This is a genomic window from Actinoplanes sp. NPDC023936 (assembly GCF_040639325.1).
Taxonomy (GTDB): Bacteria; Actinomycetota; Actinomycetes; order Mycobacteriales; family Micromonosporaceae; genus Actinoplanes.
In genome coordinates, this window is record NZ_JBEZZR010000046.1 from 39,010 (window position 1) to 57,583 (window position 18,574).

The 18,574-nt window shown below is 70.5% G+C and carries 20 protein-coding genes and 1 pseudogene; 14 read left to right on the forward strand and 7 right to left on the reverse strand.

All coding sequences use genetic code 11. From position 1 onward, the window contains the following. Positions 1-27: 27 nt before the first annotated feature. Positions 28-777 (reverse strand): IclR family transcriptional regulator, encoded by a 750-nt coding sequence (locus AB0F72_RS36855; RefSeq protein WP_360441922.1) that lies wholly within the window; start codon positions 775-777, stop codon positions 28-30. A gap of 75 nt (positions 778-852) precedes the next feature. On the opposite strand from AB0F72_RS36855, the gene pcaH reads away from it, so the two are divergent. The 6 genes and pseudogenes from pcaH (at position 853) to AB0F72_RS36885 (ending at position 5,874) form a co-directional block, all read left to right on the forward strand. Beyond that, positions 853-1,611 carry a protocatechuate 3,4-dioxygenase subunit beta gene (pcaH, locus tag AB0F72_RS36860; protein WP_360441991.1) on the forward strand — a complete coding sequence of 253 codons (759 nt, stop codon included), beginning with the start codon at positions 853-855 and terminating at the stop codon, positions 1,609-1,611. Continuing rightward, a complete protein-coding gene (gene pcaG, locus AB0F72_RS36865) occupies positions 1,608-2,171 on the forward strand; it encodes a protocatechuate 3,4-dioxygenase subunit alpha (RefSeq protein WP_360441925.1) in 564 nt (187 codons plus the stop codon). Before pcaH ends, pcaG begins: the two co-directional genes overlap by 4 nt. Further along, entirely contained in the window at positions 2,171-3,376 is a 1,206-nt protein-coding gene (locus AB0F72_RS36870) for a lyase family protein (RefSeq protein WP_360441994.1), read from the forward strand. Before pcaG ends, AB0F72_RS36870 begins: the two co-directional genes overlap by 1 nt. A gap of 37 nt (positions 3,377-3,413) precedes the next feature. Next, positions 3,414-4,136: pseudogene (locus tag AB0F72_RS36875) on the forward strand (alpha/beta fold hydrolase); the annotation flags it as partial. 15 nt (positions 4,137-4,151) lie between these two features. Next, positions 4,152-4,529: a 4-carboxymuconolactone decarboxylase gene (pcaC, locus tag AB0F72_RS36880; RefSeq protein ID WP_360441997.1), complete on the forward strand. Its 378-nt coding sequence runs from the start codon at positions 4,152-4,154 to the stop codon at positions 4,527-4,529. Positions 4,530-4,992: 463 nt separating this feature from the next. Further along, the gene (locus AB0F72_RS36885) at positions 4,993-5,874 is read left to right on the forward strand and encodes a hypothetical protein (RefSeq protein WP_360441928.1); all 882 of its coding nucleotides are present in this window, start codon (positions 4,993-4,995) and stop codon (positions 5,872-5,874) included. 213 nt (positions 5,875-6,087) lie between these two features. Here AB0F72_RS36885 and AB0F72_RS36890 read toward each other — a convergent pair whose 3' ends face one another. Together AB0F72_RS36890 and AB0F72_RS36895 are read right to left on the reverse strand one after the other, a co-directional pair. Then, complete coding sequence (locus tag AB0F72_RS36890; protein ID WP_360441931.1) at positions 6,088-7,179, reverse strand: lytic polysaccharide monooxygenase; 1,092 nt, start codon at positions 7,177-7,179, stop codon at positions 6,088-6,090. Positions 7,180-7,344: 165 nt separating this feature from the next. Then, positions 7,345-7,734, reverse strand: coding sequence for a hypothetical protein (locus AB0F72_RS36895; RefSeq protein WP_360441934.1), 390 nt, complete (start codon positions 7,732-7,734; stop codon positions 7,345-7,347). Between the two features lie 134 nt (positions 7,735-7,868). Between AB0F72_RS36895 and AB0F72_RS36900 the strand changes: the two genes are divergently transcribed. Then, positions 7,869-8,426, forward strand: a complete 558-nt coding sequence (locus tag AB0F72_RS36900) for a DUF2087 domain-containing protein (protein ID WP_360441937.1) — start codon at positions 7,869-7,871, stop codon at positions 8,424-8,426. Positions 8,427-8,768: 342 nt separating this feature from the next. Here AB0F72_RS36900 and AB0F72_RS36905 read toward each other — a convergent pair whose 3' ends face one another. Both AB0F72_RS36905 and AB0F72_RS36910 read right to left on the reverse strand, forming a co-directional pair. Beyond that, positions 8,769-9,962, reverse strand: coding sequence for an MFS transporter (locus AB0F72_RS36905; protein ID WP_360441940.1), 1,194 nt, complete (start codon positions 9,960-9,962; stop codon positions 8,769-8,771). A gap of 99 nt (positions 9,963-10,061) precedes the next feature. Then, positions 10,062-10,991, reverse strand: a complete 930-nt coding sequence (locus AB0F72_RS36910; protein WP_360441943.1) for a LysR family transcriptional regulator — start codon at positions 10,989-10,991, stop codon at positions 10,062-10,064. A 112-nt stretch (positions 10,992-11,103) separates the two neighbouring features. On the opposite strand from AB0F72_RS36910, the gene AB0F72_RS36915 reads away from it, so the two are divergent. Genes AB0F72_RS36915 through AB0F72_RS36935 form a run of 5 tightly spaced genes read left to right on the forward strand, consistent with a single transcriptional unit; the run spans position 11,104 to position 16,251 of the window. Further along, a complete protein-coding gene (locus AB0F72_RS36915; RefSeq protein ID WP_360441946.1) occupies positions 11,104-12,237 on the forward strand; it encodes an FAD-dependent monooxygenase in 1,134 nt (377 codons plus the stop codon). Between the two features lie 13 nt (positions 12,238-12,250). Beyond that, positions 12,251-13,192, forward strand: coding sequence for a VOC family protein (locus tag AB0F72_RS36920; RefSeq protein WP_360441949.1), 942 nt, complete (start codon positions 12,251-12,253; stop codon positions 13,190-13,192). Positions 13,193-13,210: 18 nt separating this feature from the next. After that, positions 13,211-14,146, forward strand: coding sequence for a fumarylacetoacetate hydrolase family protein (locus AB0F72_RS36925; RefSeq protein WP_360441952.1), 936 nt, complete (start codon positions 13,211-13,213; stop codon positions 14,144-14,146). Continuing rightward, positions 14,147-15,295, forward strand: a complete 1,149-nt coding sequence (locus tag AB0F72_RS36930) for an alpha/beta fold hydrolase (protein ID WP_360441955.1) — start codon at positions 14,147-14,149, stop codon at positions 15,293-15,295. It abuts the gene before it with no gap. Then, on the forward strand, positions 15,292-16,251 hold the full coding sequence (locus tag AB0F72_RS36935) for a cyclase family protein (RefSeq protein ID WP_360441958.1): 960 nt from the start codon (positions 15,292-15,294) through the stop codon (positions 16,249-16,251). Before AB0F72_RS36930 ends, AB0F72_RS36935 begins: the two co-directional genes overlap by 4 nt. Positions 16,252-16,475: 224 nt before the next feature. On the opposite strand, the gene AB0F72_RS36940 is transcribed toward AB0F72_RS36935, so the two are convergent. Then, a complete protein-coding gene (locus AB0F72_RS36940; protein WP_360441961.1) occupies positions 16,476-16,790 on the reverse strand; it encodes a DUF3817 domain-containing protein in 315 nt (104 codons plus the stop codon). A gap of 112 nt (positions 16,791-16,902) precedes the next feature. Here AB0F72_RS36940 and AB0F72_RS36945 point away from each other — a divergent pair, with 112 nt between their 5' ends. Both AB0F72_RS36945 and AB0F72_RS36950 read left to right on the forward strand, forming a co-directional pair. Further along, positions 16,903-17,448, forward strand: coding sequence for a hemerythrin domain-containing protein (locus tag AB0F72_RS36945; RefSeq protein WP_360441964.1), 546 nt, complete (start codon positions 16,903-16,905; stop codon positions 17,446-17,448). Positions 17,449-17,525: 77 nt separating this feature from the next. Next, on the forward strand, positions 17,526-17,795 hold the full coding sequence (locus AB0F72_RS36950; protein ID WP_360441967.1) for a hypothetical protein: 270 nt from the start codon (positions 17,526-17,528) through the stop codon (positions 17,793-17,795). Here the strand turns inward: AB0F72_RS36950 and AB0F72_RS36955 are convergent. After that, positions 17,767-18,549 (reverse strand): SAM-dependent methyltransferase, encoded by a 783-nt coding sequence (locus AB0F72_RS36955; RefSeq protein WP_360441970.1) that lies wholly within the window; start codon positions 18,547-18,549, stop codon positions 17,767-17,769. The genes AB0F72_RS36950 and AB0F72_RS36955 overlap by 29 nt on opposite strands. Between the last annotated feature and the right edge of the window lie 25 nt (positions 18,550-18,574).

The window sequence follows — 18,574 nt, forward strand, 5'->3', positions numbered from 1 at the left end:
GGCACCCGAAGGCCGCCGGGCAAGACCCTATTTCCACTGGACGGAAGAAGACCCCGCGAGGGTACGGCCGATGCCGTGCGCCGCGACCTGCAGGGCGGACACCAATCGGGGCAGCTGGCGGCGCAGATCCGGGACGACCATGCCGAGCGCGGCCACGACCGCGTCGCCGTTGCGCACCGGGACGGCCACCGAGCAGGCGCCGAGGCTCATCTCCTCACCGGTCGTGGCGTATCCCTCGGCGCGAACCCGTTTCAGCTGCTCCAGGAGGCGGGCCGGCTGGGTGATCGTGTACGCGGTGATCCTGGTGAGCCTCTTGATCGCCTCCGTCCGCACCTCCTCGGGCGCGTGTGCCAGCAGCACCTTCCCCACCCCGGTGGCATGCATCGGCAACCGCGACCCGACCCGGCTGACCACCGGCACCGACACGTGTCCGGCGAGCCGCTCCACGTACAGCACCTCCAGGCCGTCGCGCACCGCGAGATGGACCGTGGCAAGGGTCGTCCCGTACAAATCATGCAAAAATGGGGAAGCCGCCTGGCGCAGGCCGCTCTGCACCGGCGCGAGCAGCCCGAGCTGCCAGATCCGGCGGCCGATCACGTAGTCGCCGTTCGGCTCGCGCGCCAGCGCGCCCCACCGGTGCAGCTCGCCGACCAGGCGATGCGCGGTCGCGAGGGGGAGCTCGGCACGGCGGGCCAGATCGGTCAGCGACAGAGCGCGGTGCTCCCCGTCGAAGGCGCCCAGAATGGCCAGCGCACGGGATGTCACGGTGGCGCCCATCACCGTCCCCTTCCGTTGAATGGAAGAAGAGTATCGCCGGATCGGCACCAGCCGCCTAGCGTCCGGAGCGTGAACATGGAGTCGTCACAAGCTGACATCAACCGGGAGATCGAGGCAGCGGCCCAGCAGCCCGGCGGCCCGCAGCCGAAACTCGACTACGCCCCGTACCGCAGCTCGATCCTGCGGCACCCGAAACAGCCGGCGCATCTGATCGATCCGGAGTCGGTCGAGCTGTGGGCGCCGGCGTTCGGCCACCGTGACGTCGCGGACGACGAGGCCGACCTGACGATCCAGCACGCCGGCACTCCGATCGGCGAGCGGATCGTGGTGACCGGCCGGGTTCTCGACGGCGACGGGCGTCCGGTCGCGAACCAGCTGGTCGAGGTGTGGCAGGCGAACGCAGCGGGCCGGTACCGGCATCAGCGCGACCAGCACCCCGCGCCGCACGATCCGAACTTCACCGGGGTCGGCCGCTGCATCACCGGGCCGGACGGGTCGTACCGGTTCCAGACGATCAAGCCGGGACCGTACCCGTGGCGCAATCACCTCAACGCCTGGCGGCCCGCGCACATCCACTTCTCGCTCTTCGGCCACGACTTCACGCAGCGGCTCGTGACCCAGATGTACTTCCCGGGCGACCCGCTCTTCGCCCTCGACCCGATCTACCAGTCGATCACCGACCCGAAAGCCCGCGAGCTGCTGATCGCGACCTATGACCACGACGTCACCACCCCGGAGTGGAGCACCGGTTACCGCTGGGACATCGTGCTCACCGGCACCCACCGCACCCCGCTCGACACTGATTCGCCCGAGGATGAGGAGCACGGCGCATGAGCGCGGTCCCCGGACAGACCGTCGGCCCCTTCTTCCACCTGGGCCTGGAATACCCGCGGATGAACGAGCTGGTCCCGCCGGCCAGCCCGCGCGCGGTCCGCCTGCACGGCCGGGTCACCGACGGCGGCGGCGACCCGGTACCGGACGCGGTCATCGAGATCTGGCAGGCCGATCCGCAGGGCGCCGTCCTGCGCACGCCCGGCTCGCTGCGCCGCGACGGCTGGACGTTCACCGGCTGGGGCCGCGCCGCCACCGACCCTGACGGCCACTACCAGTTCTTCACCCTGGAGCCGGGCGCGACCGAGCCGGACCGTGCCCCGTTCTTCGCGGTGACGGTCTTCGCCCGTGGTCTGCTCGACCGGCTCTTCACCCGCGCGTACCTGCCGGACGACCCGGACCTGCTCGCGAACGACACGCTGCTGGAGTCGGTCGCCCCCGACCGCCGGGCCACGCTGATCACCCGCCGGGAACCCGACGGCCTGGTCTTCGACATCCGCCTGCAGGGCGACGGCGAGACGGTGTTCCTGACCTACCCGCGCCTGCGCGACTCCTGGGCATGATGCCGGTGAGTGACCTCCTCTGGCCGGGCGATCATCGGGCCGGCCGGCTCTTCGACGACAGTGCGGTTCTCGAGGCGATGGTCCGGGTCGAGGCCGCCTGGCTGAACGCGCTCGTGCTGCACGGGGTGGCCGACAGGGCGGCCCGCGACGACCTGACCGGGTTGATCGGCCCGGACGACGTCGCGGCGGTGGCGCGCGACGCGGAGGCCGGCGGCAACCCGGTGATCCCGCTGCTCAAGCTGCTCCGGGTTCGGCTCGGGGACCGCAACCCGGTCGCCGCGCAGTGGCTGCACAAGGGGCTGACCAGCCAGGACGTGCTCGACACCGGTCTGCTGCTGTGCCTGCGTGACACGCTCGCCCGGATCCGCGCCGACGTCCGCGACCAGATCGCGGCCCTGGTCCGGCTGGCCGATGAGCACCGGGCCACGCCGATGGCGGGCCGCACGCTGACGCAGCACGCCATTCCGATCACTTTCGGCCTCAAGGTCGCCACATGGCTGACCGGTGTGCTCGACGCGCGGGACCGCCTGGAGTCCGCTGCCGACCTGCCGTTGCAGATCGGCGGCGCGGCCGGCAGCCTCGCCGCGCCGGTCGCCCTGGCCGGCTCGCCGGCGGTGGTCACCGACCTGATCGAGACCACCGGCGACGTGCTCGGGCTCCGGGTCCGCGAACCCTGGCACACCGCGCGGGCGCCGTTCACGGCCGCCGCCGACACGTTGGTGACCTGCACCGACGCGTGGGGGCGGATCGCCAACGACATCCTGGTGGCGGCCCGCCCGGAGATCCACGAGCTCACCGAGGGCGCGGTCGACGGCCGGGGCGGCTCGTCGGCCATGCCGAACAAGCAGAACCCGGTGCTCTCCATCCTGGTCCGCCGGGCCGCGCTCGTCGCGCCGATGCTCGCCGCCACCGTGCACGCCGGTGCGGCCGCCGCCGTCGACGAGCGTCCGGACGGCGGCTGGCACGTCGAGTGGTCCGCGCTGCGCACCCTCGCCCGGCACGCCGTCACGGCCGGGGCGCAGACCGCCGAACTGCTCGGCGGCCTGCGGGTGGAGACCGCGCGGATGACCGCGAACCTGGCCGCGGCCCGCCCCGGGATCGACGCCGAGCAGCGCTCGATCGCGCCGGACGCCGCGCCGGACGAGCCCTATCGGGGCGCCACTGACCAGATCATCGACGCGGCGATCGCCCGCGCGAAGGAGTGACAGTGCTGTCTTTTCCCCTCGGCGCCGGTGGTGCCGGATGCTGAACGCCACCGTTTTCGCCGACGCGCCGGACCGGCCGCTGCTGCTGCTCGGCCCGTCCGTCGGCACCAGCGTGGACGCGTTGTGGCGGCAGTGCGCGTCCCGGCTCTACGGCCGTTACCACGTGGTCGGCTTCGACCTGCCCGGGCACGGCGCCAGCGCGCCGGCGTCCGGGCCGTTCACGGTCGCCGAACTGGCCCGGTCGGTGCTCGCCCTGGCTGATCAGCTGCGGCCCGACAGCTCGTTCCTGTACGCCGGTGACTCGCTCGGCGCCGCGATCGGCATGCAACTGCTGCTCGACCATCCGGGACGGGTGAACGCCGCCGCGCTGCTCTGCACGGCCGCGCGGATCGGCACCGCGGAGATGTGGCACGAGCGGGCGGCGCTGGTCCGGGCCGAGGGCACCGGGGCGGTCGTGGCCGGATCGGCCGACCGCTGGTTCGCGCCCGGCTTCGTCAACCGCTCGCCGGGCGTCGCGGAACCGCTGCTCGACGCGTTGCGTGCGGTCGACGACGCGAGCTACGCCTACGCGTGCGAGGCCCTTGCCGCCTTCGACGTCCGGGACCGGCTCGCCGAGATCGCCGCGCCGGTGCTCGCCGTCGCCGGAGCCGCCGACAAGCCGACCCCGCCGGACGACCTCGCGCTGATCGCCGACGGCGTGGTGCACGGCCGTCTCGTGGTCCTCGACGACGTCGCCCACCTCGCGCCGGCCGAGTCGCCGGAAGTCGTGGCGTTCCTGCTCGACCAGCACTTCGATCCGGAGCGGTCGGCCGGGATCGCGGTACGGCGGGAGGTGCTCGGGCCGGCGCACGTGGACCGGGCGACGGCCGGGACGACGGCCTTCACCCGCGACTTCCAGGATCTGATCACCCGGTACGCGTGGGGCGAGATCTGGACCCGCGAAGGCCTGGCCCGCCGGGACCGTTCGTTGATCACGCTGACCGCGCTGATCGCTCTCGGCCATCACGAGGAGCTGGCGATGCACGTGCGGGCGGCTCGGACCAACGGCCTGTCGGTCGACGAGATCAAAGAGGTGATCCTGCAGACGGCGATCTATTGCGGAGTGCCGGCGGCGAACACGGCGTTCCGGATCGCGCAGCGGGTCCTGGAGTAGCGGGTCGTCGCCTGGTCCCGCGGTCCCCGAGGCCTGCGTCCCGCGGTCGTCGAGTTGAGTCCGCGGTCCCCAGATTTGCGGATCTTGGAAACGCCAAGGCCGGCTGGCGCTCAATGCGGACAAAACGGGCGCGTGACAGCACTGGTAACCAGCCGAGCAAGACGAGCTGGTTACCAGTGCTGTCCGCGGTGTGCTCGGACAGCACTCTGGGCCGGCCGGACCGGCTGGTCCACAGTGTCGCCCGGCGGTTTCGATCACGCGAGCGGCCGTTGCCGGGATCGCTCATCTTCGCGGCATGGGCCTCGGGGCGCGCGTGATGCGACTTCTGCGTGCGCCGGTCGCCCACCTGGTCGTCGGCGTGCGCCGGTCGCCCACCTGGTCGTCGGCGTGTGGAGTACGCTCCCCGGCGTACCCGGTCATATGTGTTGCTCTCGGGGTTGCATTCCTGTGCTTTGATCACCGGATGACTGGTAGCGCGGCCGACGGGCTTGCCCGGCAACTGTGGCGGATCGTGGAGCCGCTGCACGCGATCCTCTACTACGCCCCCGAGGTGACCGAGGAGGCGGCGAAACTCGGCTACGACGTCGAGACCCGCTGGCCCAGCTACTTCGCGTGGCGGTCGGCTCCGCTCGGCGCGGCCGGCCCGGCGGCGGTGTCGTCGGCGTTCTACAGCTTCAGTCCCGCTCTCGTGTCCCGCTTCATACCCGCGGCCTGGCAGGTCAGCGACCCCGATACCGTGCTGGAGCGCCGTCTCGTCGCGGTCGACCGGGCGTTACGCGCGCTGCTCGGCGACACCGTGGTGGGAAGTCCGGAGGTGGCCGAGGCGGCGCGGCTCGCCCGGCGGGCCGCGCAGGCCGCCGCCACCGCGGGGCGTCCGCTGGCCGCCGCGAACGCCGATCTGCCCTGGGCCGCCGAACCGCACCTGGTGCTCTGGCAGGCCGCCACGATTCTGCGGGAGCATCGGGGCGACGGCCACGTGGCGGCGGCGCTGGTGGCCGGGTTCGACCCGTGTGAGTTGCTGGTGTCGTTCGCCGCTGTGGGCGCGGCCCCGGAGTCGGTGTTCGCGAGCCGGGGCTGGACGCCGGACGAGTGGGGCGCGGCCCGGGGCCGGCTGGAGTCCCGCGGCTGGGTCGGGCCCGACGGCACCGCCACCGAGCGGGGAGTGCAGGCTCGTGCCGACCTGGAGCAACGTACCAGTGAGCTGGCGGCCGGCCCGTGGCAGGCGCTCGGCACCGAGGTGGGCCGGTTCGTGCAGCTCGCGGGCCCGCTGGCAGGCCGGATCGCGGCGTCGGGGGTGCTGCCGAGGCAGAGCACGCTGGGGTTGAGCGCAGCCGCTCGCCAGTGACAGGGCTCGCCAGTGACAGGGGATGACGGGGAACGAGGTGGGGCTGCCTCGCTCCCCGCCGATGGAGTACACAGCACGTGCGTGGACGGAGCCGGTGCCACGCGGGTGGGCTTTGCCTCCGTTTCCTGGGGATGATGGGTTGGGGGACGGGCGGAAGCTGGGAGCGCTCCCATTAACGTCAATGTAACAAACTTCGATGCCTTGCGCGAGATGTCACGTCGTGGCGCTACAGCTGACCGTCGGCGCGGACGGCGTTCCGGAACCGAGGAAGCCGAAGCTGGTGCTGGCACCGGCCGCCACGCTGCCGTTGTAGCTGACGTTCGTGGCGTTGACCGCGTTTCCGCTGTTCGTCAGCGTCGCGTTCCAGGCCTGCTGGATCGGGGGAGTGCCGCTGAACGCCAGCGTCACCGTCCAGCTCTTGATCGCCGCGCTGCCGGCGGTCACCTTCACCTCGCCCTGGAATCCGCCCGACCACTGCGAGGTCACGCCGTAGCTCGCGGCGCAGGTCCCGGTGACCGGCGGCGTGGACACCGACGGCGACACGGAGGGTGAGACAGACGGCGACACGGACGGTGACGCCGAGGCGGAGGCGGACGGTGAGGTCGACGGCTGGCTGCCGCCGAAGTTGACGTCACTGCAGAAGTAGTACGACTGATCCAGGTGGCTGGCCTGCCAGATCGTGTAGACCATGGCCCGGCCGGACCGTCCGGAGACGCTCACCGGGATGTCGATCTGGACGCCGTTCGACAGCTGGTGGGTCCAGCCGGCGGCCGGCGTGTTCGGCACCGTGGTGATCAACTGGAGATCCGACCACTTCAGTGGCGTGGTCACCGGGTTGTAGCCCGGCTTCGTCACATAGACACGGATGTAGTCGGCGCCGTGCCGGGCGCCGTCGAAGAGCTGCACCGTGAAGGAGTTGCCGATCGACGCGGCCTTCCAGTCGCCGACCGTGTCCATCGCGTTGTACCGCCCACTCTCCGTGTGGCCGGCGCTGCACAGCTGACCGTCCGGGATGGCGGTTTCGTGCTGGCCGGCCACGCCCTCCCGGAACAGGCCGTTCCAGTTCCACATCGCGTTCGGGTTGGCCTGCCAGGCCTGCCAGCACATCGGATCCTCGGTCGCCATGGCCGGGTCCTGGAACTTGGAACCCCACCGCTCGTAGCAACCGTAGTTGCGCGAGGCGGGACCGATCACGTTGCCGTGCGCCGCAGCCGGGTTGCTGGGCGCGATCAGCACGGCGAGAGCCGCGAGCAGGGCAGCGGCAAAAGCAGAGATCAAGAGCTTGGTTCGTACGGGTGAGGACATGTGCGCTCAGCACTCCGGAAGATCGGGCCGTCACGCGGTGACGGCCGGCTGCGGTGGATTCGCCGGGAGCTGCCCATGCTCCCGTGACCGCGTGGCTCCGGCGGCTGTGCTGCGCTGTACTGTGCGCCCAGACTGGCTCAGTGATCGACCAAAGTCAATAAGCCGTCACGCGTACCCGATCGTCCAGTTCTCCCCGTCTCCGGTGCCGCTGCAATAGTCGTCCCCGGGCGCCTCGACGCAGACCCGGAACAGCACCTTCCGGTCCTCCCCGAAGTCGTGATCGAAGGTGACCGTCGCGCCGACCGTGTCCCGTCCCCGGTGCGCGCCGGACTGGAACGTGCCGTCCACCCGGATGTACTTGTACTGCACATAGGCGCGCCCGCCGTCCGCTGACTGCTTCGTGACATGGAAGCTGTCACCGGCCGACGCGAAGTGAGCTTCGGCCAGAACGTGACTGTTCTCGTCGTACACCCGGGCCAGGGCATCCAAACTCGATGCGACAGGCGCGGCACCCAGGGTGAGAGTCGCCGTGATGGCGGCGATGGGAGCCAGCATGATGCCTCCAGAGATCGCCGATGCGGCACGGCCGATGCGCCGCGTCGCCCCAAACCGGAGGTTCTCTCGTGTTTACCCCCGGCGGCCGCTGTTAATCGGATGCCGCGTCGGGGTGTGCCGCCTACGGTGCAGGGATGTCCATTGCCGCCGCGCGCGCCGCCGAACTCCTCATGCAGTTGTCCCACCCGGCACGGTTGCGGGCCTTCGCCGAACTGGTCCGTGCCGGCGCCGAGGGCGCGACCATCGCCGAGCTGTCGATCTATCTGGACCAGCCGAAGCCCGAGGTCGCCGAACTGCTCGGCCGGCTGGTGGGTGCGGGGCTGGCCAGCGGCACGGGAAACGGCCTTTTCCGGGTACGCGCCGAAGTGTTGCGTGAGGCAGCGCAGGGGCTGGACCGTGAGCAGCCGATCAACTCGCTGTTGACTGATTTTCCGCAGCTGAAGTCGTATTTCGCGCACGGCAGGTTGACCAGTCTGCCGCCCACGATGAGCGAGCGGTACCAGCAGATCGCTGAGTTGTTCGCCCGTTTTCTCGCCGTCGAGGGTGTCCTCACCGAGGACGAGGTGAACGCACGGATCGCCCCGGTCGCGGATGACGTGGCCGCCGTCCGTCGCATGCTCGTCGAGACGGGCTGGCTGGAGCGGGACCGGGCCGGCACCACATACGGATCAGCGAGCGTGACGACCCGCTGACCCGAACCGCGCGGGTGTGAGAGGGCGGTTACCGCACGCGGGGCCGTTCGGGCTCGGTTGCCGCTTCTCCGAGCGGCGGCCGGGGCACACCGAAGCGGTGCGTGCGATTTCATCCATGCCCTGGCAGCGATGAAAGTTCACCACGACGGTACGTGCGTTCTCATCCACGCTTGGCCGCCAGCCCAGTCACCACATGCCCGAGCGGGGGCCGTTTGCCGACAGGCGACCCCGGTCGACTGAAGCACGTGTTGACTTGAGGCGTCAGTAGCACGTGTTGACTTGAGGCGTCAGTGCTCGCCTCAAGTCAGTGCTCGCCTCAAGTCAACACGTGCCGTCGTGGGTTCAGCTGTGGGTGATGTTGAGCCGTGGCGCGTCTCGGGGGACCACCACGACCATCAGCACAGCCAGGATCGCGGACACCACACCGAGCAGCCCGAGCGCCGGCCGCAGTCCGCCCACCGCCGCGCCCACTCCAGTGATCAGAATCGGCGAGAAGAACTCACCGATGAACAGCGTGCCGGTCCACAGCCCCGTACCCCTGCCGCGTTCGGCGAACGACAACCCGTTCGTCGCCCAGGTCAGCAGCGTGGGCAGCAGCAAACCCGTCCCCGCGCCGGTCAGCACGGCGCCGAACGTGATCACCGGGACCGACGGCGTCGCGGCGATGACCAGGAAGCCGGCCGCGGAGAGTCCGAAGGCGATCGGCAGCAGCGTCCGTGGCGTCTGCCCGGAAAGCTTCGCGAACGAGCCGGCCGCCACCGCTGTGGCCAGCGACATCAGGGCGCTGAGCGCGCCGATCGTGGCGGTCGCCGTCACGCCGACCTCGTCCAGCACGAACGACAGTTCGACGATCAGCGCGTAGAACACGACGCCGCCGGCGAGCGTGACGAGGCACGGGACGCGCAGCTGACGCCAGGGGATCGGCGGCAGCGCGGCGGACGTGGCGGCCCGGACCGGCTGCCAGATCAGCAGCGCCATCGGGACGGCGAGCACGACGGCCACCGTGTAGAGCCAGAACGGCGTGCGCCAGCCGGACGAGCCGAGGGCGCCGCCGAGGCCGAGGAAGACCGTCGCGGAGACCGACGCGAGCAGTGTCTGCATGCCCAGATAGCGGCTGCGGCGCGGACCGGACCAGTAGTCGGCGATCAGCGTGGTGCAGCACGTCATGATCGCGGCCTCGCAGAGTCCGACCAGGACGCGGCTGCCGATGATCTGGGGCAGGGTGTCCAGGTAGAGCGGGGCCGTGCCGAAGATCGAGTAGCCGACCATGGCGGCGATCAGCACCCGTTTGCGGTCGATGCGGTCGGCGATGAAACCGGCGAACGGCGCGGTCAGGCCGATGATCAGGGCCGGCACGGTGAGGACGATCGGCACCAGCGTCTCGGCGCCGGGGACGCCGGCGAAATGGTCGGTCATCTGCGGCAGCACCGGCGCGATCAGCACGGCGCCGAGGACGGAGAGACAGCTGCCGGCGAGCAGCAGCACCAGCTGGGTCAGGCCGGCTTGGCGTATGGGTGTGGGAGCGGTGAGAGACAAGGGAGAGCCTTCCGGTGGTCCAGGTCACACTCGGTGGCCCCGACTATGGGCGGCGGTCCCGCACCGGCGGAAGAGAAATTCGCTGATGCCGGGCATCACTCAAACTGATGGCCACAGCCGATCGGCGGCTTCGATCATCAGTTGGCGGAACCAGGCGTGCACCGGGTCGTTGGTGTTCATCGGGTTCCACCAGAAGGACTCGTTGAGGGTGACCACCTCGAACGGGCACTCCAGGACGCGTACCCCGGTGATCGGGGCCATCAGCGTGGCCAATCGCTCCTGGATCACCGCGATGCGCCGGGTGCCGGCGACCAGGAACGGCATCTGCATGAATCCGTCGACGACCACGTCGACCCGTGCTTCGATGCCGAGCATGCGCAGCTGCCGGACGGCCGGGGCGAACGCGGTCGGGCGGTCGAAGAGCACCACCCACGGCATGTCCCGCAGCTGGACCAGGCTGAGCGATCCGCCGACGTCCGGGTTGTCGGCCGAGACGATGCAGACCCAGCGATCCTCGTAGAGGTCCAGATGGGGCAGTCCGGTCACGAAACCGTACGGAATGATCAGCCCGTCGGCGGTGCGCAGCGTGTCGGCGGCATGGTCGACAGCGGTCGGGGTGGTCTGCTGCAACCGGAGCCGGGCGCCGGGCGCGCGTTCCGCGAGCATCCGGGAGAGGATCGGCCCGAGGATGGCGGCGGCGTAGTCGGACGTGACGACGGTGAACTCCCGGTCCAGGCCGGACGGGTCGACCTCGGTGGTGGAGTCGAAGACCCGGCGCACCCCGGCGAGTGCCGGGCCGGTGAGCACCGAGACCCTGGTGGCGAGCGGGGTGAGGTCGTACCGGTTGCCGACCCGGACCAGTAGCTGGTCGCCGAAATGCCTGCGTAGCCGGCTGAGGGCGCCGCTCACCGCGGGCTGGCTGAGCCCCAGGCGCTCGGCGGTGCGGGTCACGTTCCGCTCCCGGAGGAGCGCGTCGAGGGTCACCAGCAGATTCAGGTCCAGGTTCGCGAGCACGCGGTCGACGGCCATCCGGCCACTATAAGCGCGGCCGATGGCAGCCATCACCAAGTCGAGCTTCCCTGATACCCCTCGGCGGCGGGACAGTGGTCGCCATCACACGAGTAACAGAGGGGAAACAGCCGTGCCAGCAGTTCGTAACGTACTGGTCGTCGGTGGCGGCGCGGCCGGTGCCGCGGCGGCGATCCTGCTCGCCGAGGGCGGCGTGGCGGTCGACCTGGTCGACGTGAAGCCCGACGTCGCAGCGCTCGGCTCCGGGATCACCCTGCAGGGCAACGCTCTGCGGGTGCTGCGCGAGCTGGGCGTCTGGGACAAGGTCAGGGCCGAGGGGTACGCGTTCGACACGCTCGGCATCCGTGCGCCCGACCCGGCCGGCACCCTCGTCGCCGAGCTCACCGACATCCGCACCGGCGGCCCCGACCTGCCGGCCACGTTCGGGATGTACCGCCCGGCCCTGGCCCGGATCCTGATCGACCGCGCCGCCGAGGCCGGGGTGAGGATCCACTTCAACAAGTGCCCGGAGAGCCTGGAGCAGGACGGCGACACGGTGCGCGTCACCTTCCGGGAGACCGGCGAGGAAAAGCGCTACGACCTGGTGATCGGCGCCGACGGGATCCGCTCGTGGACCCGCCGCCAGCTCGGCATCGACTGCGAGCCGCAGCCGGTCGGCATGGGCATCTGGCGCACGTTCACGAAACGGCCGGCGAGCGTGACCCGGACCGACCTGATCTACGGCGGGCCGTGCTACATCGCCGGTTACTGCCCGACCGGGGAGGACACCCTTTACGCGTACCTGGTCGAGGCCGTCCAGGACCGGTTCCGCCTCGGCCCGGAGGAGTCCCTGGCGACCATGCGGGAGCTGTCGCTCGCCTACCACGGTCCGTGGGACGAGATCCGGGAGCAGCTGACCGATCCGGCCCGGGTCAACTACACCGCGTTCGAGAGTCACGTGCTGGACGGCCCCTGGCACCGCGGCCGGGTCGTGCTGATCGGCGACGCCGCCCACTCGTGCCCGCCCACCCTCGCGCAGGGCGCCGCGCAGGCCCTCGAGGACGCTTCAGTGCTCTCCCAGCTGCTGCTCGCCGCGGGCAGCGTCACCGACACGCTCTGGTCCGACTTCACCGGCCGCCGCCTGCACCGGGCGAAGACCGTGGTCGAGGCCTCCCTGCAACTGGCCGCCTGGCAGCTCGCCCACGAGCGCGGCGACGTCCCGGGCCTGATGGCCCGGGTGTCCCAGCTCGTGGCCGAGCCCGCCTGAGAGGAGGAACACCATGAACGACGAACGACTGATCACGCACCTGCGGCACGTCGACCTGGCGGTGCCCGACTACGACAAGCAGCTCGAGTTCTACACCGACATGTGGGGCCTCGACGCCGAGACCAGTGACGCGGGCATCGCGTTCCTGGCCGCCGCCGGCTCACCGGAGCAGTACTCGGTGCGGTTGCGCAAGGCCGCCGAGAAGCGGCTCGACCTGATCGCTTTCGGCGCCGCGAACGAGACCGACGTGAACGCGCTCGCCGAGCGTCTCGGCCGGGCCGGCATCAAGCTGGTCAGCGAGCCCGGAGCGCTGCAGACGCCCGGCGGCGGTTACGGTTTCCGGTTCTTCGACATCGACGGCCGGACCGTCGAGGTCTCCTCCGACGTGGCCGTCCGGCAGCACCGCAAGCTGGAGGAGGGCGAGTCCGTCCCGGTCAAGCTCTCGCACGTGGTGATCAACTCGCCGAACCCGGAGGCGACCGTCGCCTTCTACAACACGCACCTGAACTTCGCGCTCTCGGACACCCTGATGCACCCGCGGATGGGCGAGATGATGTATTTCCTGCGCACCAACCGGTGGCACCACAGCCTCGCCGTCGCGCGCGGCCCGCACGTCTCGCTGCACCACGCGTCGTTCGAGATGCGCGGCATCGACGAGTACATGCGCGGCACCGGCCGGCTGCTGCGCGGCGGGGTGGAGAAGGTGTGGGGCCCGGGCCGGCACATGGCCGGGAACAACACCTTCAGCTACTTCCTCGACCCGCACGGCAACACGATCGAATACACGACCGAGCTGGAAGAACTCGACGAGGACACCTGGCACCCGCACCTCTACGACTTCTCCGACCCGACCGTGAGCGATCAGTGGGGCACGGCGAACCCGATGAACGAGTTCGTCGCGAAGCAGTCCTTCAACGACGTCGACCGCGGCGTTTTCGTCGCGCCGCCGGTCTGAGCGGGACGGTCGACGATCATGCGGATCGCCCGTTTCCAGCACGCCGACAAGATCAAAATCGGGAAGATCGACGACGATACGGTACGGGTCTTCGCGGACGCCCCGCCGATCGAGGCGATCATCGCGAGCGGGCTCGGCGCCGCGCACCGGCTCGACGTCGCGGAGACCGTACCGCTGGCGGAAGTGCGCCTCCTGGCGCCGCTGCGGCCGAGCTCGATCCGCGATTTCGTCGCGTTCGAGGAACACGTCGACGGCGTGCGGCGCAGCGTGGACGGGTCCGCCGGAGTGCCCGAGGCGTGGTACGACGCGCCGACGTTCTACTTCACCAACCCGCACGCGATCTACGGCCCGGGTGACGACATCCCGTTTCCCGCGGCCTCCGTGGCCCGCGACTTCGAGCTCGAGGTCGCGGCGATCGCCGGGCCGGAGCAGTCCGTCTTCGGCTACACGATCTTCAACGACTGGTCGGCACGGGACCTGCAGAGCCGCGAGATGCAGGTGCGGCTCGGGCCGGCCAAGGGCAAGGACTTCGCGAGCAGCCTCGGGCCGTGGATCGTGACGGCCGACGAACTGGAGCCCTACCGGGACGCGGACGGCTTCCTCGATCTGTGGTGCGCCGCCGAGGTCAACGGCGTCGAGGTGGGGCGGGACCTGCTCAGCAACATGGGCTGGACGTTCGAGACCATGATCGCCTACGCCGGGCGGGACAGCCTGGTCAAGGCAGGCGACGTGCTCGGGTCCGGCACGGTCGGCAACGGCGGCTGTCTCGCCGAGCTGTGGGGCCGCAACGGCAAACAGGATCCGCCGCCGCTGACCGACGGCGACGTGGTGACGCTGACCGTCGAGGGGATCGGCAGCCTCACCAACCGGATCACGTCCGGATCAGAGAACAGAGAACTTCCGCGCGTCCGCCGCCGCGACCCGGCGCAAGCGCGAGCAGAGAGGCAGAGCTGAATGTTCGAGTACTTCCCGGGCAACTACGTCTGGAACCTGGGCGTCGTCGCCACCCTGAACAGCGGCGGCCTGATCGACGAGGTCGATCGCGCCTGCCGCCCGATCCGCGACCTCGCGGCACAGGGCTCGGACGTCGGCACCAGTGAGTTCATGGCGTCCTGGGCCCGTGTCGCCGAGGACCTCGCGACCCAGGCCGCGGCCGACGAGAAGGCCGGCCACCTGCGCACGGCCGGACAGAAATATCAGCGGGCCACGAACTACCTGGCCCAGGCCGAGCGGATGCAGAGCGCCAAGTCACCCGATCGCAAGGCGTTCTACCAGCGGCTGCTCGACCTGCAGCAGAAGGCGTTCGACCTGATCGACAGGGACACCACGCGGGTGGCGATCCCGTTCGAGGGCGCCCTGCTGCCGGCCTACTTCAAGAAGGCCGGACCGGCCGCGGCACCGACGATCATCCTGTGGAACGGGCTGGACTCCACCAAGGAGCACATGTACGCCTCGGGGTTCGCCCACGAGATGGCCGCCCGTGGCATCAACACCCTGATGGTCGACTGCCCCGGCAGCGGCGAGGCGCTGCGGTTCCTCGGCCTGACCAGCCGGGTGGAGACCGAGGACTGGGCCAAGGCCTGCGTCGATTACCTGCTGACCAGGGACGACGTGCAGCCCGACAAGATCGGCCTGATCGGGTGGTCGCTCGGCGGCTACTACGCGCCCCGTGCGGCCGCCTTCGAGAAGCGGCTCGCCCTCTGCGTCGCGTGGGGCGCCAACCACGACTGGGGCGCCGTGCAGAAGCGCCGTCTGGAGCGCGAGGGGGAGAACCCGGTCCCGCACTACTGGGACCACGTGCTCTGGGTGTGGGGCGAGACCGACCTCGACACCTTCATTCGAAAGGCCGAGGCGGTGAACCTGGACGGCGTGGTCGAGCAGATCACCGTGCCGTTCCTGATCGCCCACGGGGAGAACGACCGGCAGATCCCCCTGCGGTACGCGCACCGCTCCTACGAGCAGGCGGTCAGCTCGCCCCGGCGTGAGCTGCGGATCTTCACGGCGGAGGAGGGCGGCGCCGAGCACATCGGGCTCGACCACTTCGCGCACGTCCAGACGTTCATCGCGGACTGGGTGGACGACGTCTTCCGGGGTTCGAAGTGATCGACCGGACCGATCCCGAGGGCGCCATCGCGGCGGCCGCGAAACGCTGCTCCAACTGGGGGCGGTGGGGTGCTGACGACGTACGGGGCACCATGAACTTCCTGACCCCCGAGAAGCGCACGCAGGGCGCGAAGCTGGTGCGACGCGGGGTGTCGTTCTCGCTGTCGCAGAGCTTCGACGCGAACGGGCCGCAGAAGGGCTGGCGCCGGCGCACCAATCCGGTGCACACGATGCTGGACACCGGCACCGACGCGGTCACCGGTGTGCAGGGCTTCCCGCACGGGCTCGGCGGCGCCGACGACGTGATCGCGATGCCGCTGCAGTGCTCCACCCAGTGGGACGGGCTCGGTCACATCTTCGACCACGGCATGGCCTGGAACGGCCGGCGTGCGGACAAGGTGGTGACCAGCCTCGGCGACGCCGTCACCGGGATCGAGACCGTCGCAGACGTGATAGCCGGCCGGGGCGTCCTGCTCGACGTGGGACGCGTCATCGGCGCGGACGGCGAGCTTCCGGATGGCTTCGCCATCACGGAGGAGCATCTGCGGGCCACGATCGCCGCGCACGGTCTGGAGGTGGGCACCGGAGACATCGTTCTGGTACGGACCGGGCAGCTCGCCCGGGTGCGCCGGAACGGCTGGGGCGACTACGCGGGTGGCCCCGCGCCGGGCCTGTCGTTCACCACGGCGGACTGGCTGCATCGCACCGAGATCGCCGCGATCGCCACCGACACCTGGGGTTTCGAGGTGCGCCCGAACGAGTTCGAGGAGGCGTTCCAGCCGCTGCACCAGGTGGCGATCCCGCACATCGGGCTCTTCCTGGGCGAGATGTGGGATCTGGAGGCGCTCGCCGCGGACTGCGCGCGGGACGGCGTCCACGAGTTCTGGCTGACCGCCGCCCCGCTGCCGATCACCGGCGCCGTGGGCTCCCCGGTCAACCCGATCGCGGTGAAATAGCAGCCGGGCGACGCCCAGCCGGCCGACGCCCAGCCGGCCGACGCCCAGCCGGGCGACGCCCAGCCGGCCGACGCCCAGCCAGCTGGCTCGCCCAGCCGGCCGACGCCCAGCCGGCTGGCTCGCCCACTGACTCGCCGCCGGCACCATGGTGCCAGCGGCTCTCGCGCGCTGACGGATAGGTGGCCGGGGAGGGGCGGGCAGCGCCCCTCCCCGGCCCGCGGAGATCAGGCGGTGGCGGCCGCCGGCTCCGCTGCCGGGCGGCGTTTCGCCACCCAGCGTTCGAAGATCAGGGTGGTGAGGGGAGGGATCGAGGCGGCCAGGCCGAACAGGGTCCGCCAGATCGACCACCGCTCGGAGCGCGCCACCCACAGGGTCGCGACCAGGTAGGCGACGAAGAGCGCGCCGTGCAGCCGGCCGAAGAGCCAGACGCCGGCCTCGGTCGTGTGCGTGACGTGCTTCAGATACATGCCCACCAGCAGGCCTGTCCACGAGAACGCCTCGGCGATCGCGGTGATCCTGAAGACCCGGAACGCTTGCACGTGTTTCCCCCTCGATTTCGGCGGTGCCGACCGTACGCGATCAAAGATGAGTGTTTGCTGGCAGTGGGGGTAATTCCCTTCGGAGTGATTTGTCAGCATTAAAGGGGGTTCCGTGCCGGACATCGTGGAAGTCATCAAGGAGCAGCATCGCCAGGTCGACGAGCTGCTGGAGGAGGCGACGCACGACGGCGTCGACAAGGCCGCGCTCCTGCACGAGGTGCACCGGATGCTGCTGCCGCACTCCGAGGCCGAGGAGGACTTCGTCTACCCGACGATCCGCGACAAGGCAGCCGAGGCCGGTGAGGAGGTCGTCGACGGCGCCGTCGAGCATCACCAGATCGAGGAGATGCTGCAGAACCTGCTGCGCGGCAACCCGGACGCGCCCGGATACGACGGCACCCTCGCGGCGATCATCGGCGAGCTGCGGCACCACGTCCAGGAGGAAGAGGAGGAGCTGCTCCCGATCCTCGAGGACAGCCTCACCGCCGAGGAGCGGGAGCGGATGGGCCGGCGGTTCCTGGAGGCGACCACCGCGAAACTGCCCGAGGAGGAGCACCACACGAAGAGCGAACTTTACGACCTGGCCCGCGAAGAGGACATCCCCGGCCGCTCCATGATGACCAAGGAAGAGCTGGCCGAGGCCCTCGGCGAGGGATGACGCCGGCGGCGGGCGGAGACATCGCCGGGTGTCGCCGGTCTCGCGCATCGGCGCGGCGATCATCCGATAATCGGAGGATGGCCGAGATCTCTGCGGAGCGGATGCGCCCGTGCCGCCGGTGTGGGCACCCGACACGGGTGGACCGCATGATCCAGGGGTACGGGCGTAACTGCGCCACCATGCTGGGACTCGTCGGCGGCACTGTCGACACCGGTCACGCCGGCCCCGACCTGCTCGATCTGCTGGGCCGGTCGCCGGAGCCGGTCGAGCCGGAGGACGAGTGCGACGGCGGGGACCGCCCGGCCGACGCCCCGGTCGCTAGCGGACGCCGACTCCGGCCAGCGTGAGGAACTGCGCCGGGTCGTCCTCCTCCTCGCCCGGATCGGGGCGCCACGACGGGCCGAAGACGATGCCCGGTTCGACCAGCGTCCAGCCCTCGAAGAGCCGTTCCATCTGCTCCCGGTCACGGGGCACCAGCGACGAGCCGGTGCGGTTGTAGAGGTCGGCGACACGGTCCAACTCGGTGGGCCGGGCGCTCGCGGAGAGGTGCGAGATAGCCAGGACGCTGCCCGCCACCGCGGCCTCCCGGTAGACCCGCAGCGCCTCGGTGAGCACCGGGCTTTCCGGGACGAAGTGCAGCACAGCGACCATCAGGATGCCCAGCGGACGGCTCAGATCGAGCAGACCCCGTACGGCGGGATCGTCCAGCACCGGCGCCGGCTCCCGCACGTCGCCGTGGACCACGACGACCCGGGGATCGTCGCCGAGCAGATGGCGGGCGTAGAGCACCGCGGTCGGATCGATGTCGACGTAGACGACCCGCGCGTCCGGAGCGACCTGGTGCACGTTCTGCTCGGTCGGGATGCCGGAGCCGAGGTCGAGGAACTGGTCGACCCCGCGGCCCGCCGCGAACCGGACGGCGCGACGCAGGAAGGCCCGGTTGTGCCGGGCGATCATCGGGGTCTGTGGCAACAGTTCGGCGGTGCGGGCGGCGACCGCCCGGTCGGAGGCGAAGTTGTGGGTGCCGCCGAGAAAGACGTCGTAGATCCGCGCGCTGCTGGGCCGGTTCGGGTCGATGGGCGGCTCTGCCGAAGTGCTCACCACGCCACGATGCCCAGATTGCCCA

Coding starts and splice junctions, on each gene's coding strand:
- AB0F72_RS36930 (WP_360441955.1), top strand. CDS start 14,147: ATGTTCGAGTACTTCCCGGGCAACTACGTCTGGAACCTGGGCGTCGTC.
- AB0F72_RS36950 (WP_360441967.1), top strand. CDS start 17,526: ATGGCCGAGATCTCTGCGGAGCGGATGCGCCCGTGCCGCCGGTGTGGG.
- AB0F72_RS36900 (WP_360441937.1), top strand. CDS start 7,869: ATGTCCATTGCCGCCGCGCGCGCCGCCGAACTCCTCATGCAGTTGTCC.
- pcaH (WP_360441991.1), top strand. CDS start 853: ATGGAGTCGTCACAAGCTGACATCAACCGGGAGATCGAGGCAGCGGCC.
- AB0F72_RS36890 (WP_360441931.1), bottom strand. CDS start 7,179: ATGTCCTCACCCGTACGAACCAAGCTCTTGATCTCTGCTTTTGCCGCT.
- AB0F72_RS36855 (WP_360441922.1), bottom strand. CDS start 777: ATGGGCGCCACCGTGACATCCCGTGCGCTGGCCATTCTGGGCGCCTTC.
- AB0F72_RS36885 (WP_360441928.1), top strand. CDS start 4,993: ATGACTGGTAGCGCGGCCGACGGGCTTGCCCGGCAACTGTGGCGGATC.
- AB0F72_RS36895 (WP_360441934.1), bottom strand. CDS start 7,734: ATGCTGGCTCCCATCGCCGCCATCACGGCGACTCTCACCCTGGGTGCC.
- AB0F72_RS36910 (WP_360441943.1), bottom strand. CDS start 10,991: ATGGCCGTCGACCGCGTGCTCGCGAACCTGGACCTGAATCTGCTGGTG.
- AB0F72_RS36870 (WP_360441994.1), top strand. CDS start 2,171: ATGCCGGTGAGTGACCTCCTCTGGCCGGGCGATCATCGGGCCGGCCGG.
- AB0F72_RS36925 (WP_360441952.1), top strand. CDS start 13,211: ATGCGGATCGCCCGTTTCCAGCACGCCGACAAGATCAAAATCGGGAAG.
- AB0F72_RS36920 (WP_360441949.1), top strand. CDS start 12,251: ATGAACGACGAACGACTGATCACGCACCTGCGGCACGTCGACCTGGCG.
- pcaG (WP_360441925.1), top strand. CDS start 1,608: ATGAGCGCGGTCCCCGGACAGACCGTCGGCCCCTTCTTCCACCTGGGC.